This window comes from Streptococcus sp. 2018WUSS126, from assembly GCF_044427425.1.
GTDB classification, from domain to species: domain Bacteria; phylum Bacillota; class Bacilli; order Lactobacillales; family Streptococcaceae; genus Streptococcus; species Streptococcus hashimotonensis.
Genome location: NZ_JAOTGB010000022.1, coordinates 18622 through 34938, shown reverse-complemented (window position 1 = coordinate 34938; position 16317 = coordinate 18622). Strand labels below are relative to the sequence as shown.

Genomic DNA, 16317 nt, shown 5'->3' with positions numbered 1-16317 from the left:
GACTCAGTAGTTAAGTGACGATAGCCTAGGAGATACACCTGTACCCATGCCGAACACAGCAGTTAAGCCCTAGAACGCCTGAAGTAGTTGGGGGTTGCCCCCTGTTAGATACGGTAGTCGCTTAGCAAATTGGGAGTTTAGCTCAGCTGGGAGAGCATCTGCCTTACAAGCAGAGGGTCAGCGGTTCGATCCCGTTAACTCCCATAGGTCCCGTAGTGTAGCGGTTATCACGTCGCCCTGTCACGGCGAAGATCGCGGGTTCGATTCCCGTCGGGACCGTTGAAACATCAAACTGTGATGTTTCAAGTGACTTAAATAAGGAAAGACTCGTTAGCTCAGTTGGTAGAGCAATTGACTTTTAATCAATGGGTCGCTGGTTCGAGCCCAGCACGAGTCATATGCGGGTTTGGCGGAATTGGCAGACGCACCAGATTTAGGATCTGGCGCTTTCGGGCGTGGGGGTTCAAGTCCCTTAACCCGCATAGAATAGAAATAGGCCGGCTTAGCTCAGTTGGTAGAGCATCTGATTTGTAATCAGAGGGTCGCGTGTTCAAGTCATGTAGCCGGCATTAGGAAAGATTGCGAACGTAGTTCAGTGGTAGAACACCACCTTGCCAAGGTGGGGGTCGCGGGTTCGAATCCCGTCGTTCGCTTTGAGAGGCCGGGGTGGCGGAACTGGCAGACGCACAGGACTTAAAATCCTGCGATGGCAACATCGTACCGGTTCGATTCCGGTCCTCGGCATGAAGCTTATAATAGTTAGCACCCTTAGCTCAACTGGATAGAGTACCTGACTACGAATCAGGCGGTTAGAGGTTCGAATCCTCTAGGGTGCATCACTCGCTTAATGGAGACGTTAGGGGAGCTTTATTTTTAATAGTATCGGGAAGTAGCTCAGCTTGGTAGAGTACTTGGTTTGGGACCAAGGTGTCGCAGGTTCGAATCCTGTCTTCCCGATTATATTATTTTGGCGGTGTAGCTCAGCTGGCTAGAGCGTCCGGTTCATACCCGGGAGGTCGGGGGTTCGATCCCCTTCGCCGCTATATACTCTTGTTTGCTGGACCTTTAGCTCAGCTGGTTAGAGCTCTCGGCTCATAACCGAGCGGTCGTAGGTTCGAGTCCTACAAGGTCCATATATTGGAGGATTACCCAAGTCCGGCTGAAGGGAACGGTCTTGAAAACCGTCAGGCGTGTAACAGCGTGCGTGGGTTCGAATCCCACATCCTCCTTTTCTACTACCGCGGGATGGAGCAGCTAGGTAGCTCGTCGGGCTCATAACCCGAAGGTCGTAGGTTCAAATCCTGCTCCCGCAATTTCTTTAAGATGTGGCTCGGTAGCTCAGTTGGTAGAGCAATGGATTGAAGCTCCATGTGTCGGCGGTTCGATTCCGTCTCGCGCCATTAATTTAACTTTGTCCAAGTTTATTATCTTGGGCGCGTAGCTCAGATGGTTAGAGCGCACGCCTGATAAGCGTGAGGTCGGTGGTTCGATTCCACTCGTGCCCATATTATATTGATGGAGAATTACTCAAGAGGCTGAAGAGGACGGTTTGCTAAATCGTTAGGTCGGGTAACTGGCGCAAGGGTTCGAATCCCTTATTCTCCGTAGTGAACGAGATTATCGCTTGATATTCTCGTTTTATTGTATCTTGGTGAGGGTCTATTATGAATAAATTTTCAAAATTAGTAGTAGTTGTTTCTATCTTTTTATTACTGTCATTTTCTCTTTTGTTTGTGACTTTCTCTAAGGGGTTACAGGTACCATATTTAAATAATATCGTTAGTGTTGTTGTAACGCCAATTCAATCGGTTATTTCAGTGCCTACTAGATTTTTTTCTGAGCAGAAAGATGTCTTGACAGATTTGATTAACGCTTACGAGGAAAATAAACAATTAAAGGAAGCTATTATGAGCCTTGAAGGGATGGCTGCTGAAAATACTAGCTTGAAAGAAGAGAATGCATCGCTTCGTAGCAGTTTAGGTGTGGTATCTGATTTTCCTGAAAAACAACTTATTCCAGGATCAGTTTTAGTGAGGACTCCTTCATCGTGGTCGGAGCATATTTCAATTAATATTGGTGAGACTAGTGGTGTGACATCTAATGCACTTGTGGTTGCTAATGGTGGATTAGTTGGCATCGTTAGTTCATTGAGTTCAGATTCGGCGGTTGTTACTTTATTTACGAATTCGGATGAATTCACGAAGTTGCCTGTGAAAATTTCTGTTGATTCTAAAGAAATTTATGGTATTTTATCGGGCTATGATGCAGATACAAATAGTTTTGTTATTAATCAGTTGAACTCAGTTGTTGAAATTGCAGTGGGGAGCAATGTTGTAACGAGTGATTTGGCTGGTGCGACTCCGGCAAATGTCCAAATTGGTAAAGTTGTATCGGTTAAATCAAATAGTAATAGTTTAAATAGAGAAGTATATGTTGAGCCGACAGCTAGTTTTTCAAACATTTATTCGGTTTTAGTGGTAGGTCAAACAAATGCGCAATAAAATGATAGAGATATTCATGTTTCCCATCTTGTTCTTTATTTTATTACTTGATGGACAGATTTCAACCTTGGTAACAAATTGGTCGGTCGGATTATTTACTATTTCAAGTCATTTGGTACTTATGTTAGCTATTTTTTATGCTAACTATGTATCTCTTGGTTTTTCATTATTCATAATTACTTTGCTAGGTTTGGTATATGATATTAGTTATCTTAATCTGATTGGTATTGCTACTACAACCCTTCCTTTAGTTTTGTATTGCATCTATTTCTTCTTCCAAAGTGCTGTCAGCAAGCGAGGAATTAATATTTTGATTTTACTAGTAGCTATTTTTCAATTTGAATTTATTAGTTATTCATTTGCTCGTATTTTTCATATAACAAACTTGTCTGTGTTTATCTTTGTTTTTAATAAATTACTTCCAAGTTTACTATTCAATTTGGTCTTATTTTTCGTACTACAGCCGTTATTTGAGCGTTTATTTGGAATAACAAACAAGACATAGAAATGTAATAATTGCGTAATATACTTACGCAATTTTTTTGATAAAATGAGAGAGTCAGAAAGTATAGAGGAGTTATGTTCGGATATGAAGAAAAAAATCTTGGCTACAATTATGTTAAGTACAGTCGTTCTATCTAATGCTAATTATGTAGCTATGATTAGTGCGAATGATGTAGATAGTCAGATTGCAGCAAAAAATCAACAGATTAGTGAGTTGACAGCACAACAAGCTGAAGCTCAACAACAAGTTGATGCTATTCAAGGACAAGTTGATGCAATTGTTAGTGAACAGGCGAAATTAACAGAAGAAAATACCCGTTTGGAAGCAGAATCGCAGACATTGGGGGCAGATATTGAGCGTTTATCAGCTGATATTGTATCGCGTGATGGTGCTTTGAGGGAGCAGGCACGTAGTGCTCAAATTGATGGTTCTGCTTCAAGTTACATTAATACAATTTTGGATTCAAAATCAATCATTGATGCTGTTTCTCGTGTTAATGCAATGCGTGAGATTGTTTCAGCTAATAACCGTATGTTGGAACAACAAAAGGCTGATAAAGAAGCGATTGTTGAAAAACAGAAGGCAAACCAAGAAGCAATCACTACTTTGGCTGCTAATCGTCAGAAATTGGAAGATGATGCCCAAGTATTGCAAGTACGTCAAGCTGAATTAGAAGCTGCTAAGTTAAATTTGGCTGTGCAGAAAGCTACTGCTGAAGATGAGAAGAATTCATTACTGGAGAAAAAGGCAGTAGCAGAGGAAGCGGCTCGTCAAGCGGCCGCTCGTCAGGCTGAGTATCAAGCGCAACAAGCTTCTCTAGCGCAACAACAAGTGGCTTCAGTATCGGCACCTGTTGTGTCAACTCCAGTAGCAACTCCAGTGACTGAGACGGTTTCAGTACCTTCTCAGTCAGTAAGCACATCTACAACACCGGTATTCTCTGGGTCAAGTAGCTCAGCTGCTGCGAGCAATGCGCGCTATGATGCTTCGTCTTATCCAGTTGGTGAGTGTACGTGGGGTGTTAAATCCCAGCTTTCATGGGTTGGTCCATACTGGGGTGATGCTAAACAGTGGCTGGCATCAGCTCGTGCAGAAGGTTTTAACACTGGTTCTATTCCAAGAGAGGGTGCAATTGCTGTTTGGACAGGTGGTTATTATGGGCACGTAGCGGTTGTTACGGCTGTTCAATCTTCAACAAGTATCCAAGTTGTTGAATCAAACTACATGGGTCGTCGTTATATTGGTAACCATCGTGGTGGTTATTTCAATCCAACAACGACTTCTGAGGGAGCAGTTTACTACATTTACCCTCCATATTAAGAAATTTTCAAATAGAGCGTGTGGATTTGCGCTCTATTTTTGTTTGAAAAATGAAGGAAAAAGGGTTAAAATAGTAAAGGTAGAAATATATAGGAGGCTGTCATGGCGTTTACTGACTTAAAATTGTTCGCTCTTTCGTCAAATCAGAAGTTAGCTGAACAGGTGTCGAAAAAAATAGGAATTCCTCTTGGAAAATCAAGTGTTCGTCAATTTTCAGATGGTGAAATTCAGGTAAATATTGAGGAATCCATTCGTGGAACTCATGTGTATATTCTTCAATCCACTAGCTCACCAGTTAATGATAATTTAATGGAAATTTTGATTATGGTTGATGCTCTTAAACGTGCATCTGCTGAATCAGTAAACGTAGTAATGCCTTATTATGGTTATGCACGCCAAGACCGGAAGGCTCGTGCACGGGAACCAATTACATCAAAATTGGTAGCTAATATGTTGCAGACAGCAGGGGTCAATCGTTTGTTGACAATTGATTTGCATGCTGCGCAGATTCAGGGATTCTTCGATATTCCTGTTGATCATTTGATGGGTGCTCCATTGATTGCGGATTATTTTGAGCGTCGTGGTATGGTAGGTGATGGCTATGTTGTTGTATCACCTGACCATGGTGGTGTGACACGTGCCCGTAAGTTAGCACAGTTCTTGAAGACACCGATTGCTATTATTGATAAACGTCGTAGTGTTGATAAGATGAATACATCAGAAGTGATGAACATTATTGGCGATATTAAGGATAAAACTTGTATCTTGATTGATGATATGATTGATACTGCGGGTACTATCTGTCATGCAGCGGATGCTTTGGCAGATGCAGGAGCAACAGCTGTTTATGCTTCATGTACGCACCCAGTATTGTCAGGGCCTGCTATGGATAACATTAGTAAGTCAGCAATTAAGAAATTGGTTGTTCTTGATACAATTGAAATTGCAGAAGATCGCTTAATCGATAAAATCGAACATATTTCAACGGCAGAATTATTAGCGGAAGCGATTATTCGTATTCATGAAAAACGTCCCTTGTCACCTTTGTTTGAGGCAAGTCGTGTTAAATAGGTATGAGGAGAGTCAAATGACTCTTCTTTTTTACATTTATTTTCAAAATGTATTATAATAGTTTTATATGTTTTTGAGGTGGCAGAATGGATTTATTAAATCGTTTTAATAAGAATTTGAATCGGATTGAGGTTTCGATGATTCGTCAGTTTGATCAGTCTATTTCGGATGTTCCAGGGATTTTGAAACTGACCTTGGGAGAGCCTGATTTTACAACGCCTGATCATGTCAAAGAAGCGGCTAAGGCTGCAATCGATGCTAACCAGAGCTATTATACTGGTATGGCTGGTCTTTTGGAGTTGCGCCAAGCGGCAGCTGAGTTTGTGGCTGAAAAATATAATTTACACTACAATCCAGAAAATGAAATCCTCTCTACAATCGGTGCGACAGAAGCTCTATCAGCGAGTTTAGTTGCTATTTTGGAAGCTGGGGATACGGTACTTCTACCTGCACCTGCCTATCCTGGTTATGAGCCGATTGTCAATATGGTGGGGGCAGACATTGTTGAAATCGATACGACGGCAAATGATTTTGTGTTGACACCTGAGATGTTGGAAGAGGCGATTATTGAGCAGGGGGATAAGCTAAAAGCTGTCATTCTCAACTATCCTGCCAATCCAACGGGAGTGACCTACTCACGTGAGCAAATTCAGGTCTTTGCGGATGTCTTGCGTAAGTATCCTGTCTTTGTCCTATCAGATGAGGTCTATGCGGAGTTGACTTACACTGGCCAGCCCCATACTTCGATTGCGGAGTTTTTGCCAGAACAGACCATTTTGATTCAGGGATTGTCCAAGTCCCATGCCATGACAGGTTGGCGGATTGGCTTGATTATGAGTCAGGCTCCCATCATCGCTCAAATCATCAAAAGCCACCAATATCTCGTGACTGCAGCGTCAACTGCTATGCAGTATGGTGCGGTTGAGGCCTTGAAAAACGGTAAGGATGATGCTCTGCCAATGCGGGCGGAGTATATCAAGCGTAGGGATTACATCATCGAGAAGATGACGGACTTGGGCTTTAAAATTATCAAGCCTGATGGAGCTTTTTACATCTTTGCAAAAATCCCTGCGGGTTACAATCAAGATTCCTTTAGCTTCTTGCAAGACTTTGCGAGAAAGAAAGCGGTGGCCTTTATTCCAGGTGCGGCTTTTGGTCAATATGGAGAAGGCTATGTGCGAATTTCCTATGCAGCAAGTATGGAGAAAATTCAAACAGCTATGGCTCGTTTGAAGGAATATCTGGAAGAAAATGGAACGAATTGAAACTAGGGGATTAGTCCTTTACAATCGGAATTTTCGAGAAGATGACAAGCTGGTCAAGATTTTTACAGAGAAGGCTGGCAAGCGAATGTTTTTTGTGAAACATGCCTCTAAGTCCAAGCTGGTAGCTTCTATCCAGCCTTTGACCTATGCGGATTTTATCGTTAAAATCAATGATGATGGTCTGTCTTATATCGAAGATTTTCATCAGGTACAGCCATTTAAGAATATTAACGGTGATATTTTTAAACTTAGCTATGCTACCTACATCTTGGCCTTGGCAGATGCGGCCTTGCAGGATAAGGTTTATGACCCAGCCCTCTTTGCATTTTTGGTCAAGACCTTAGATTTGATGGAGTCGGGTTTGGACTATGAAATTTTGACCAATATCTTTGAAATTCAGCTCTTGGGACGATTTGGGATCAGTCTGAATTTTCACGAGTGTGCTTTTTGTCATCGGGTTGGCTTGCCTTTTGACTATTCCTACAAGTACAGCGGTGTCTTGTGTCCACAACACTATCAACAAGATGAGCGACGGGCTTATCTGGATCCCAATGTTCCCTATCTACTTGATCAATTTCAGGCTATTTCCTTTGATGAGCTGGAAACCATTTCCATCAAGCCTGAGATGAAGCGAAAATTACGGCTTTTTATTGACCAGCTGTACGAGGAATATGTGGGGATTCACTTGAAATCCAAGAAATTTATAGATGATTTGTCTTCTTGGGGGCAGATTATGAAACCAAGAACAGAAAATGAGGAAACAGAATGAAACGTATTGCAGTAGATGCTATGGGTGGGGACCACGCCCCTCAGGCAGTGGTAGAAGGTATCAATCAAGCCTTGGCTGCCTTTCCAGACATTGAAATTCAACTTTATGGTGATGAGGCTAAAATCAAGCAGTATTTGACAGTGACAGAGCGTGTCAGCATCGTCCATACGACGGAGAAAATCAATTCAGATGATGAGCCTGTCAAGGCTATTCGTCGTAAGAAAGATGCTTCTATGGTCCTAGCGACCAAGGCTGTCAAGGATGGTCAGGCAGATGCAGTCTTGTCAGCTGGAAATACAGGTGCTCTTTTGGCGGCAGGCGTCTTTGTCGTCGGTCGCATCAAGAACATCGACCGTCCTGGTCTTATGTCTACCTTGCCGACTATGGACGGTAAGGGATTTGATATGATGGACTTGGGGGCAAATGCTGAAAATACAGCTCATCACCTCTATCAGTATGGTATTCTTGGCTCATTTTATGCGGAGCATGTGCGTGGGGTCAAACAACCTCGTGTGGGACTTTTGAATAACGGTACGGAAGATACCAAGGGCACGCCAGTTCACCAAGAAGCCTATAAACTCTTGGCGGAAGACAAGTCGATTAACTTTATTGGCAATGTGGAGGCGCGTGAGTTACTTAACAGCGTGGCGGATGTGGTCGTGACGGATGGTTTCACGGGAAACGCTGTGCTGAAAACAGTTGAAGGGACTGCAAAATCCATCGTTGGTCAGTTGAATGGCTCAATCAAGAATGGTGGTCTGCGTGCTAAATTGGGTGGTCTTTTGGTCAAGCCAACCTTGAAAAAGGCCTTGGGGGCGATGGACTATAAAACTGCAGGTGGTGCTGTCTTGCTTGGTCTGAAAGCACCTGTCATCAAGGCGCACGGATCCAGCGATGCTCAGTCAATTTTCTATACGATCAAGCAGACGCGTTCGATTTTGGAGGCTGGTATTGTTGAAAAATCAGTGGCCAAATTTTCAGTAGTGGAGGAGAGTCATGACTAGAGAGCAGGTCTATCAGCGGGTTGTTGAATTAATTCAGGATGAAAAGGGAGAAGATTTTCAAGTTCAACCTGAATCTACTTTGGCAGATAATATTGCAGCAGATTCAGTAGAAATTATGGAATTTGTTCTTAATTTGGAGGATGAATTTCATGTAGATGTCCCAGATGTTGCTATTGAGCATTTTGAGGTCCTATCTGATATTGTTGATTTTATTTATGAAGAAGTAAAAAAACGTTCGTAGTTTACGGGCGTTTTTCTTTGTTTTTTTCTAAATAACCGTAAATTTGTTGTGGATGCGAATATTGTGTGTTAGAATAAACGAAAAGACTAGAATATTTTACGAAAGGCGAACATTCTCATGAAAACAGACCTTCTCTATTCAGGAAAAGCCAAAGACATCTACGCAACGGCTGACCGTGACCAGATTGTTGCGGTTTATAAGGATCAGGCGACGGCTTTTAATGGTGGTAAGAAAGAACAGATTGTGGGTAAGGGCCGGCTCAATAATCTGATTTCCTCTTTGATTTTTGAAAAATTGAATGAAGCGGGTGTCCAGACGCATTTTATCAAGCGCTTGTCGGATACGGAGCAGTTGAATAAGAAGGTGGAGATCATTCCTCTTGAGGTGGTTTTGCGAAATGTGACAGCTGGGTCTTTCTCAAAACGCTTCGGTGTGGAGGAAGGTATCACATTAAGCACTCCAATCGTGGAATTTTACTATAAAAAAGATGAATTGGATGATCCTTTTATCAATGATGAACACATTGCTTTTCTTAATCTAGCTAGTTCAGAAGAAATTGCCTATATCAAGGAAGAAACAAGACGAATCAATGGGTTCTTGAAGGACTTGTTTGCTCAGATTGGGCTGACTTTGGTGGACTTCAAGCTAGAATTTGGGGTTGACTCTTCTGGTCAGATTTTATTGGCGGATGAGTTTTCGCCTGATAATTGTCGTTTATGGGATGCGGATGGCAATCATCTGGACAAGGATGTTTTCCGTCGGGGTCTCGGGGAATTGACCGAGGTTTACGAGGTCGTATTGGCAAAATTACAAGAAGTGAAGTAAGGATTGGAAAAAATGGCGAAGCGGATTTTTGTTGAGAAGAAGGCGGATTTTCAGATTAAGGCGGAGGCTCTTCGTAAGGAGTTGACCCATAATTTGCAGCTGACGAGTTTGACGAGTGTACGTCTGGTGCAGGTGTACGATGTTTTCCATCTGGCGGAGGACTTGCTGGAGCAGGCCATTAAGCATATCTTTACAGAGCAGGTGACGGACAAGGTCTTGTCGGAAGCGGAACTGGGCTTGGAGGAAGCTGCTTATTTTGCGATTGAGGCTCTTCCTGGTCAGTTTGATCAGCGGGCTGCCAGTAGTCAGGAGGCCCTTCTCTTGTTGGGCAGTCGTCAGGAGGTGCGTGTCAATACAGGTCAGCTCTATATCTTGAATGGCGATGTGCAGGAAGAAGAATTAGCTGCTATTAAGAACTATTTGCTGAACCCTGTGGATTCGCGTTTTAAGGATTTGGGGGCTCCTTTGGTGGCTCAGGAGTTTTCGGTGTCAGATGCGACTATTCCAAGCTTGGACTTTTTTGCTAGTTATGGGGCGGAAGAGTTTGCAACTTACAAGCGAGAAGCTGGCTTGGCTATGGAAGTGGAAGACCTGCTCTTCATTCAGGACTACTTCAAGTCAATCGGTCGAGTACCAACTGAAACAGAGCTCAAGGTCTTGGATACCTATTGGAGTGATCACTGCCGTCATACGACATTTGAGACAGAACTCAGGTCTATAGACTTTTCAGCTTCAAAATTCCACAAGCAATTGCAGGCGACTTATGACAAGTATCTGGCTATGCGAACAGAGTTAGGTCGGACAGATAAGCCGCAGACGCTTATGGATATGGCGACTATTTTTGGTCGCTATGAGCGGGCAAATGGTCGTCTGGATGACATGGAAGTGTCAGATGAAATCAATGCCTGCTCGGTGGAAATCGAAGTGGATGTGGACGGCGTGAAAGAGCCATGGCTCCTCATGTTCAAGAATGAAACCCACAATCACCCAACAGAAATCGAGCCTTTCGGTGGAGCCGCAACCTGTATCGGTGGAGCCATTCGTGATCCTTTGTCAGGTCGTTCTTATGTTTATCAAGCTATGCGGATTTCAGGTGCGGGTGATATTACCCAGCCTCTGACGGCTACTCGCCCAGGGAAATTGCCACAGCAAATCATTTCTAAAACAGCAGCACATGGTTATTCTTCATACGGTAACCAAATCGGTCTTGCGACCACCTATGTGCATGAATATTTCCACCCAGGCTTTGTTGCGAAACGTATGGAGTTGGGCGCCGTAGTCGGTGCTGCTCCTAAGGAAAATGTGGTCCGTGAAAAACCAGCCGCAGGCGATGTGGTCATCTTGTTAGGAGGCAAAACAGGTCGCGACGGTATTGGTGGAGCAACAGGATCGTCCAAGGTGCAGACAGTTGAGTCTGTGGAAACAGCTGGTGCGGAAGTCCAAAAAGGAAATGCCATTGAAGAACGCAAAATCCAGCGTTTGTTCCGCAATGGTGCCGTGACTCGCTTGATTAAAAAATCCAATGACTTTGGTGCAGGAGGTGTCTGCGTTGCTATTGGAGAACTGGCAGACGGTTTAGAAATCGACTTAGACAAGGTTCCACTCAAGTATGCAGGTTTGAACGGAACGGAAATCGCCATTTCTGAATCACAAGAGCGGATGAGTGTCGTTGTTCGTCCAGAGGACGTAGAAACTTTCATCGCAGCCTGCCGTCAGGAAAATATCCATGCAGTAGTCGTGGCCAAAGTGACGGAAAAACCAAACCTAGTCATGACTTGGAATGGACAAACCATTGTTGATTTGGAGCGTTCCTTCCTAGATACCAATGGTGTGCGCGTGGTGGTGGATGCCAAGGTCGTTGACAGCCCTGTCCAGCTACCAGAAACACGTAGAACTTCCGCTGAAACGCTACAGGAGGACTTGAAAGACCTTCTTTCAGACCTCAACCATGCTAGTCAGAAAGGTTTGCAGACGATTTTCGACTCATCTGTTGGTCGTTCAACTGTCAACCACCCACTCGGAGGTCGCCAACAGCTGACACCGACAGAAAGTTCGGTGCAGAAACTACCTGTCCAACATGGTGTTACGACGACGGCTTCTGTCATGGCTCAGGGCTATCATCCCTATCTGGCAGACTGGTCACCTTACCACGGGGCTGCCTATGCGGTCATTGAAGCGACAGCTCGCTTGGTGGCAACAGGCGCCAACTGGTCCAAGGCTCGCTTCTCCTATCAGGAGTATTTTCAGCGTATGGACAAGCAGGCGGATCGTTTTGGTCAGCCAGTAGCGGCCCTGCTTGGTTCGATTGAGGCTCAGATTCAGCTTGGCCTGCCTTCTATCGGCGGCAAGGACTCCATGTCTGGTACCTTTGAGGACTTGACAGTTCCGCCGACCCTGGTTGCCTTTGGTGTGACCACGGCTGACAGTCGCAAGGTCCTCTCGCCTGAGTTCAAGGCGGCTGGCGAGTACATTTACTACTTACCAGGTCAGACTTTGTCGGAAGATATTGATTTTGCACTGATGAAGTCTAATTTTGAGACTTTTGAAAAATGGCAGAGCGATTACGTGATTACGGCTGCTAGTGCAGTCAAGTATGGTGGTGTTCTAGAAAGTCTAGCCCTCATGTCCTTTGGAAACCAAATCGGAGCAAGAGTCGAACTTGCAGATCTTGAAACCAGCTTGACAGGCCAGCTTGGCGGCTTTGTCTTCACCTCAAAAGAAGACATTCCAGATGCTGTGAAAATTGGACAAACTACTGATGACTTTACACTGCTTGTCAACGGTGTCAACCTAGCTGGACAGGATTTGCAAGTAGCCTTTGAAGGCAAACTAGAAGAAGTATATCCAACAGAATTTGAACAGGCGACGGAGTTGCAGGATGTTCCGGCAGTCACAAGTTCAGCGGTTATAAAAGCAAAAGCAGCCGTTGAAGTACCTGTGGTTTACATCCCAGTCTTCCCAGGTACCAACTCAGAATACGATTCAGCCAAGGCCTTTGAACAGGCTGGTGCCAAGGTTAATCTGGTACCATTTGTAACCTTGGATGCAGAGAGCATTGAAAACTCGGTTGACACTATGGTTGACAATATTGAGAAGGCGAATATCCTTTTCTTTGCAGGTGGATTCTCCGCTGCGGATGAGCCAGACGGATCTGCTAAGTTTATCGTGACCATCTTACGAAACGTCAAGGTCCGCTCTGCTATTGACCAATTTATCGAAAAAGGTGGTCTCATCATCGGTATCTGCAATGGCTTCCAGGCCCTTGTCAAATCGGGTTTGTTGCCTTATGGAAACTTTGAGGAGGCAAGTGAAAGCAGTCCGACCCTCTTCTACAACGATGCCAACCAGCACGTTGCCAAAATGGTGGAAACGCGGATCGCCAATGTCAACTCTCCGTGGCTGGCAGGTGTCCAAGTCGGTGATATTCATGCTATCCCAGTTTCCCACGGGGAAGGAAAATTTGTAGTGACGGATGAGGAATTTGCTATCTTGCGGGATAATGGTCAGATTTTCAGCCAGTATGTTGACTTTACCGGTCAGCCAAGCATGGATTCTAAGTACAACCCAAACGGCTCCAGCCATGCCATTGAGGGCATTACCAGCCGCAACAGACAAATCATCGGGAAAATGGGGCATTCGGAACGTTACGAGGACGGTCTTTTCCAAAACATTCCAGGTAAGAAAGACCAAGGACTCTTTGTTTCAGCGGTTCGCTATTTTACAGGAAAATAAATATGATATATGAAGTTAAATCACTCAATGAAGAATGCGGTGTTTTCGGCATTTGGGGACATCCGCAGGCTGCTCAGGTTACTTATTTTGGTCTCCATAGTTTGCAGCACCGTGGGCAAGAAGGGGCAGGGATTTTAGCCAATGATGGTGGGCATTTGCGTCGCCATCGTGGAACAGGCCTGATTGCAGAAGTCTTCAAAAATCCAGCAGATTTAGAAGCCTTGACAGGAAGGGCTGCCATTGGTCATGTCCGCTATGCGACTTCTGGCTCTGCTTCTATCAATAATATCCAGCCCTTCCTATTTGATTTTGCAGATATGCAGGTGGGTTTGGCACACAATGGGAATTTGACCAATGCGGTTAGTTTGAAGGATGAACTTGAAAAAAATGGTTCCATTTTCTCTTCTTCTTCTGACACTGAAATTCTCATGCACTTGATTCGCCGCAGTCACAATCCAGACTTCATGGGCAAAATCAAGGAAGCCCTCAATACTGTTAAAGGTGGCTTTGCCTACCTCATCATGCTAGAGGACAAGCTGATTGCTGCCTTGGATCCAAATGGATTCCGTCCCCTGTCAATCGGTCGGATGAAAAATGGTGCCTGGGTAGTTGCCAGCGAAACTTGTGCTTTTGAAGTAGTGGGGGCTGACTGGGTGCGAGATGTGGAGCCTGGTGAAATTGTCGTCATTGATGATTCAGGAATTCAATATGATAGCTATACAAGAGATACGCAACTGGCAGTTTGCTCTATGGAGTATGTCTATTTTGCTCGCCCAGATTCGGTGATTCATGGGGTCAATGTTCACACGGCTCGTAAAAATATGGGACGTCGTTTGGCCCAGGAATTTCAACAGGAAGCAGACATTGTCGTTGGTGTGCCAAACTCTTCCCTATCTGCAGCTATGGGATTTGCAGAGGAATCTGGTTTGCCAAATGAAATGGGGCTGATTAAAAACCAATATACCCAGCGGACCTTTATTCAACCGACACAGGAATTGCGGGAGCAGGGTGTGCGCATGAAGTTATCAGCTGTTTCAAGTGTTGTCAAAGGCAAGCGCGTGGTCATGATTGACGACTCTATTGTTCGCGGTACAACTAGCCGCCGCATTGTCCAGCTTCTTCGTGATGCAGGGGCAAAAGAAGTCCATGTGGCTATCGGCAGCCCAGAACTCAAATACCCGTGTTTCTATGGCATTGATATTCAGACCCGTCGGGAGCTGATTTCAGCCAACCATACCGTTGAGGAAGTCTGTGAGATTATTGGGGCAGATAGTCTGACCTACCTTTCTCTTGAAGGGATGATTGAAGCCATCGGCATCGAAACCGATGCACCAAAAGGCGGGCTCTGTGTAGCCTACTTTGATGGAGAATTTCCAACGCCTCTCTATGACTATGAGGAAGAATACCTCCGTAGCCTAGAAGAGAAAACGAGTTTCTACATTGAAAACGTCAAGTAAGTGACAGAGGTGTCAATGTTACTTGACAGACCTGTAAACTGTTGAAAGGAATCAAAATGACAAATAAAAATGCCTACGCCCAATCGGGCGTTGACGTCGAAGCAGGATATGAAGTTGTCGAACGCATCAAGAAGTACGTAGCTCGGACAGAACGCCTGGGTGTGATGGGGGCTCTTGGTGGTTTTGGCGGGATGTTTGATCTAACCAAACTGGATGTCAAAGAGCCAGTCTTGGTATCAGGAACAGACGGTGTCGGCACCAAGCTCATGTTGGCGATTCAGTACGACAAGCACGACACCATTGGTCAGGATTGCGTGGCTATGTGTGTCAACGACATCATCGCAGCAGGTGCGGAGCCACTTTATTTCCTCGACTACATCGCGACAGGAAAAAATGAACCAGCCAAGCTGGAGCAGGTGGTGGCCGGTGTGGCTGAAGGCTGTGTCCAAGCTGGTTGCGGCCTGATTGGCGGTGAAACAGCTGAAATGCCTGGTATGTACGGCGAGGATGACTATGACCTGGCTGGCTTTGCCGTCGGCATTGCGGAGAAATCCCAGATTATCGACGGCAGTAAGGTCCAGGAAGGCGACACTCTCCTCGGCCTAGCTTCCAGCGGCATCCACTCCAACGGCTATTCCCTGGTCCGCCGCGTTTTTGCAGATGTTTCTGGCGACGCTCTGTTGCCAGAGCTCAATGGCAGAGCTCTAAAGGATGTTCTCTTAGAGCCGACACGTATCTATGTCCAGCAGGTATTGCCTCTGGTAAAAGCAGGGCTGGTCAATGGTATTGCCCATATCACAGGCGGTGGTTTCATCGAAAATATTCCCCGTATGTTTGCTGATAATCTTGCAGCTGAGATTGAAGAGGACAAGATTCCAGTCCTTCCAATCTTTACAGCTCTTGAAAAATATGGCCACATCAAGCATGAAGAAATGTTTGAAATTTTCAACATGGGTATCGGTTTAGTTCTGGCAGTCAGTCCAGACAAGGTTGACAGTGTTTGTCAACTAGTTGACGAGGAAGTTTACACCATTGGTCGCATCATCGCCAAGGAAGATAAGAGTGTGGTCATCAAATGAAACGAATAGCAGTGTTTGCATCAGGCAACGGCTCCAATTTCCAAGTCATCGCAGAGCAGTTTGAAGTAGCTTTTGTCTTTTCAGACCGTAGAAATGCCTATGTCTTGGAACGGGCTGAAAAACTAGGGGTGCCTGCCTTTGCTTTTGAATTAAAAGAGTTTGCAGATAAACAGGCCTACGAAGAAGCCCTTATCCAACTATTAGACAAGCACCAGATTGACTTGGTGGTCTTGGCAGGCTATATGAAGATTGTGGGACCAACCCTGCTGGTTCAGTATGAAGGTCGGATCATCAATATCCACCCCGCCTACTTGCCTGAATTTCCAGGAGCCCATGGTATTGAAGACGCCTGGCAGGCAGGAGTATCTGAAAGTGGCGTAACAGTCCACTGGGTTGATAACGGCGTTGACACAGGACAAATCATCAAACAAGTCCGTGTGCCTAGACTAGCTAATGATAGCTTAGAAAGCTTCGAAGCCAGAATACATGAAGCAGAGTACCAACTCTATCCAGCGGCCCTGGAGGAGTTGGGGGCAGTGAGAAAATAA

Annotated in this window: 13 protein-coding genes, 16 tRNA genes and 1 rRNA gene; all 30 read left to right on the top strand. The window is 44.9% G+C overall.

Annotation, left to right across the window (positions count from 1 at the left end; genetic code table 11):
• Positions 1-10 precede the first annotated feature (10 nt).
• The 30 genes from rrf (at position 11) to purN (ending at position 16317) form a co-directional block, all read left to right on the top strand.
• Positions 11-126, top strand: a 5S ribosomal RNA gene (gene rrf, locus ODU34_RS08690).
• Positions 127-131: 5 nt separating this feature from the next.
• Positions 132-204: transfer RNA gene (locus tag ODU34_RS08685), tRNA-Val, on the top strand.
• Positions 205-206: 2 nt separating this feature from the next.
• Positions 207-279 (top strand) — tRNA-Asp (locus ODU34_RS08680).
• Positions 280-324: 45 nt separating this feature from the next.
• Positions 325-397: transfer RNA gene (locus tag ODU34_RS08675), tRNA-Lys, on the top strand.
• 3 nt (positions 398-400) lie between these two features.
• A tRNA-Leu gene (locus ODU34_RS08670) sits at positions 401-482 on the top strand.
• A 14-nt stretch (positions 483-496) separates the two neighbouring features.
• Positions 497-569 (top strand) — tRNA-Thr (locus ODU34_RS08665).
• Between the two features lie 12 nt (positions 570-581).
• A tRNA-Gly gene (locus ODU34_RS08660) sits at positions 582-653 on the top strand.
• A gap of 7 nt (positions 654-660) precedes the next feature.
• Positions 661-744 (top strand) — tRNA-Leu (locus ODU34_RS08655).
• An 18-nt stretch (positions 745-762) separates the two neighbouring features.
• Positions 763-836: transfer RNA gene (locus tag ODU34_RS08650), tRNA-Arg, on the top strand.
• A 47-nt stretch (positions 837-883) separates the two neighbouring features.
• Positions 884-957, top strand: a tRNA-Pro gene (locus ODU34_RS08645).
• Between the two features lie 12 nt (positions 958-969).
• Positions 970-1043: transfer RNA gene (locus tag ODU34_RS08640), tRNA-Met, on the top strand.
• 16 nt (positions 1044-1059) lie between these two features.
• Positions 1060-1133 (top strand) — tRNA-Ile (locus ODU34_RS08635).
• 6 nt (positions 1134-1139) lie between these two features.
• A tRNA-Ser gene (locus ODU34_RS08630) sits at positions 1140-1229 on the top strand.
• 10 nt (positions 1230-1239) lie between these two features.
• Positions 1240-1313 (top strand) — tRNA-Met (locus ODU34_RS08625).
• A gap of 14 nt (positions 1314-1327) precedes the next feature.
• Positions 1328-1400 (top strand) — tRNA-Phe (locus ODU34_RS08620).
• 31 nt (positions 1401-1431) lie between these two features.
• Positions 1432-1505: transfer RNA gene (locus ODU34_RS08615), tRNA-Ile, on the top strand.
• Between the two features lie 12 nt (positions 1506-1517).
• Positions 1518-1605, top strand: a tRNA-Ser gene (locus ODU34_RS08610).
• A gap of 59 nt (positions 1606-1664) precedes the next feature.
• Positions 1665-2501, top strand: a complete 837-nt coding sequence (gene mreC, locus ODU34_RS08605) for a rod shape-determining protein MreC (protein ID WP_105179246.1) — start codon at positions 1665-1667, stop codon at positions 2499-2501.
• Entirely contained in the window at positions 2491-3006 is a 516-nt protein-coding gene (gene mreD / locus ODU34_RS08600; RefSeq protein ID WP_105138872.1) for a rod shape-determining protein MreD, read from the top strand. Before mreC ends, mreD begins: the two co-directional genes overlap by 11 nt.
• An 84-nt stretch (positions 3007-3090) precedes the next feature.
• Entirely contained in the window at positions 3091-4326 is a 1236-nt protein-coding gene (gene pcsB, locus ODU34_RS08595; protein WP_105179245.1) for a peptidoglycan hydrolase PcsB, read from the top strand.
• Between the two features lie 102 nt (positions 4327-4428).
• Positions 4429-5397, top strand: coding sequence for a ribose-phosphate diphosphokinase (locus ODU34_RS08590; protein WP_002935337.1), 969 nt, complete (start codon positions 4429-4431; stop codon positions 5395-5397).
• Positions 5398-5483: 86 nt separating this feature from the next.
• Positions 5484-6662 carry a pyridoxal phosphate-dependent aminotransferase gene (locus ODU34_RS08585; RefSeq protein ID WP_105179244.1) on the top strand — a complete coding sequence of 393 codons (1179 nt, stop codon included), beginning with the start codon at positions 5484-5486 and terminating at the stop codon, positions 6660-6662.
• Positions 6649-7431, top strand: coding sequence for a DNA repair protein RecO (gene recO, locus ODU34_RS08580; RefSeq protein ID WP_024385103.1), 783 nt, complete (start codon positions 6649-6651; stop codon positions 7429-7431). Before ODU34_RS08585 ends, recO begins: the two co-directional genes overlap by 14 nt.
• Complete coding sequence (gene plsX / locus ODU34_RS08575; protein WP_105179243.1) at positions 7428-8435, top strand: phosphate acyltransferase PlsX; 1008 nt, start codon at positions 7428-7430, stop codon at positions 8433-8435. Before recO ends, plsX begins: the two co-directional genes overlap by 4 nt.
• Positions 8428-8676 (top strand): phosphopantetheine-binding protein, encoded by a 249-nt coding sequence (locus ODU34_RS08570; RefSeq protein ID WP_105179242.1) that lies wholly within the window; start codon positions 8428-8430, stop codon positions 8674-8676. The genes plsX and ODU34_RS08570 overlap by 8 nt, the downstream gene beginning before the upstream one ends.
• Positions 8677-8793: 117 nt before the next feature.
• The gene (gene purC, locus ODU34_RS08565) at positions 8794-9501 is read left to right on the top strand and encodes a phosphoribosylaminoimidazolesuccinocarboxamide synthase (RefSeq protein WP_105179241.1); all 708 of its coding nucleotides are present in this window, start codon (positions 8794-8796) and stop codon (positions 9499-9501) included.
• Positions 9502-9513: 12 nt separating this feature from the next.
• Positions 9514-13233, top strand: coding sequence for a phosphoribosylformylglycinamidine synthase (locus tag ODU34_RS08560; protein WP_105179240.1), 3720 nt, complete (start codon positions 9514-9516; stop codon positions 13231-13233).
• Positions 13234-13235: 2 nt separating this feature from the next.
• Positions 13236-14690, top strand: a complete 1455-nt coding sequence (purF, locus tag ODU34_RS08555; RefSeq protein ID WP_205015181.1) for an amidophosphoribosyltransferase — start codon at positions 13236-13238, stop codon at positions 14688-14690.
• A 56-nt stretch (positions 14691-14746) separates the two neighbouring features.
• The gene (purM, locus tag ODU34_RS08550) at positions 14747-15769 is read left to right on the top strand and encodes a phosphoribosylformylglycinamidine cyclo-ligase (protein ID WP_136646877.1); all 1023 of its coding nucleotides are present in this window, start codon (positions 14747-14749) and stop codon (positions 15767-15769) included.
• A complete protein-coding gene (gene purN / locus ODU34_RS08545) occupies positions 15766-16317 on the top strand; it encodes a phosphoribosylglycinamide formyltransferase (protein ID WP_136646876.1) in 552 nt (183 codons plus the stop codon). Before purM ends, purN begins: the two co-directional genes overlap by 4 nt.